This window comes from Actinoplanes oryzae, assembly GCF_030757795.1.
Classification (GTDB): Bacteria; Actinomycetota; Actinomycetes; order Mycobacteriales; family Micromonosporaceae; genus Actinoplanes.
On record NZ_JAUQWH010000335.1, the window covers coordinates 1 to 1,895 of the forward strand.

General features: G+C 72.2%; 2 protein-coding genes. Both read left to right on the plus strand.

Going from position 1 to position 1,895, the window contains the following annotated elements:
* Positions 1 to 799: phosphate acetyltransferase (gene pta / locus RBH18_RS43740; RefSeq protein WP_306216424.1), on the plus strand; the 799-nt coding region annotated here is incomplete at its 5' end.
* Positions 796 to 1,895, plus strand: a 1,100-nt coding sequence (locus RBH18_RS43745; RefSeq protein ID WP_306216426.1) for an acetate/propionate family kinase, incomplete at its 3' end; no start/stop codon positions are given. The genes pta and RBH18_RS43745, both read left to right, overlap by 4 nt.

Sequence of the window (1,895 nt, forward strand, 5' to 3'; positions counted from 1 at the left end):
GGGCGTGGAGATCGGCGCGGCCCGGCTGGTCGACCCGGCCACGAGCGAGTGGCGGGACGGTTTCGCCGAGCGGTATGCCGAGCTGCGCCGGAAGAAGGGCGTGACGCTCGATCTGGCGTACGACGTGGTGCGCGACGTCAACTACTTCGGCACGATGATGGTCGCCCTCGGGCACGCCGACGGCATGGTGTCCGGCGCGACCCACACCACCGCCGCGACGATCCGGCCGGCGTTCGAGATCATCAAGACCGTGCCCGAGGTGTCGGTGGCGTCCAGCGTCTTCTTCATGCTGCTGGCCGACCGCGTCCTGGTCTACGGCGACTGCGCCGTCAACCCCGACCCCGACGCCGCCCAGCTCGCCGACATCGCCGTCTCCTCCGCCCGCACGGCCGCCGCGTTCGGGCTCGAGCCCCGGGTGGCGATGCTGTCCTACTCGACGGGCAGCTCGGGCGCGGGCGCCGACGTCGAGAAGGTCGCCGCGGCCACGGCCCTGATCCGCGAGCGGCATCCCGAGCTCCCCGTCGAGGGCCCCATTCAGTACGACGCGGCCATCGACCCCGCCGTGGCGGCCACCAAGCTGCCGGAGAGCGCGGTGGCGGGCAAGGCGACCGTGTTCGTCTTCCCCGATCTGAACACGGGCAACAACACGTACAAGGCCGTGCAGCGCTCCGCCAACGCGGTCGCGGTCGGCCCGGTCATGCAGGGTCTCCGCCGCCCGGTGAACGACCTCTCCCGCGGCGCGACAGTGAAGGACATCATCAACACCGTGGCCATCACCGCTATCCAGGCGAACGCATGAAGATCCTCGTGCTCAACTCGGGCTCCTCGTCCCTGAAGTACACGCTCTTCGACCAGGGCGAGACCGTCGCCAAGGGACTCGTCGAGCGCATCGGCGAGTCCGGGGGCGAGGCAGCCGACCACACGGCGGCCCTGCAGCGGGTCATGGGCGAGATCGACCTCACCGGCCTCGACGCGGTCGGCCACCGGGTCGTCCACGGCGGCGAGTTGTTCAGCGCCGCCACGGTGGTCGACGACGACGTGGTCGCGGCCGTCGACAGCCTCGTGCCGCTCGCCCCGCTGCACAATCCGGCCGCCCTCAGCGGCATCTCGGTGGCCCGCAAGCTGCTGCCCGACGTCCCGCAGGTCGCCGTCTTCGACACCGCGTTCCACCAGACGATCCCCGCCGAGGGCACGGCCTACGCGATCGACGCCGAGCTGGCGGCCCGGTGGCAGATCCGGCGCTACGGGTTCCATGGCACGTCCCATGCGTACGTGGCCCGGCGCACCGCGGAGCTCCTCGGCCGCCCGGTCGCCGACACCAACGTGATCACCCTGCACCTCGGCAACGGCGCGAGCGCGTGCGCGGTCGAGGGCGGCCGCAGCGTCGCCACGTCGATGGGCATGTCCCCGCTGGCCGGCCTGGTCATGGGCACCCGCAGCGGCGACATCGACCCGTCGGTGATCTTCCACCTGCACCGGGAGGCCGGCCTGCCCCTGGCGGAGATCGAGCGCTCCCTCACCCGCTTCGCCGGCCTCCAGGGCGTCTCCGGCGACAACGACATGCGAGCCGTCACCCGCCGCCGCGCCGAGGGCGACGAGCGGGCCACGCTCGCCTTCGACCTCTACTGCCGCCGCATCAAGGAGTATGTGGGCAGCTACCTGGCGGTTCTCGGTCGCGTCGACGCGGTCACCTTCACGGCCGGCGTGGGCGAGAACGCCCCGGCGGTCCGCGCGGCGGCGCTGTCCGGCCTGGCGCCACTGGGCATCGAGATCGACCCGGCCCGCAACGAGCGCGGCGAGACGATCATCTCGACGGAGGGCGGCCGGATCGCCGTGTGCGTGGTCCCCACCGACGAGGAGGCGGAGATCGCGCGCCAGACCGAGGAGGCCCTGAC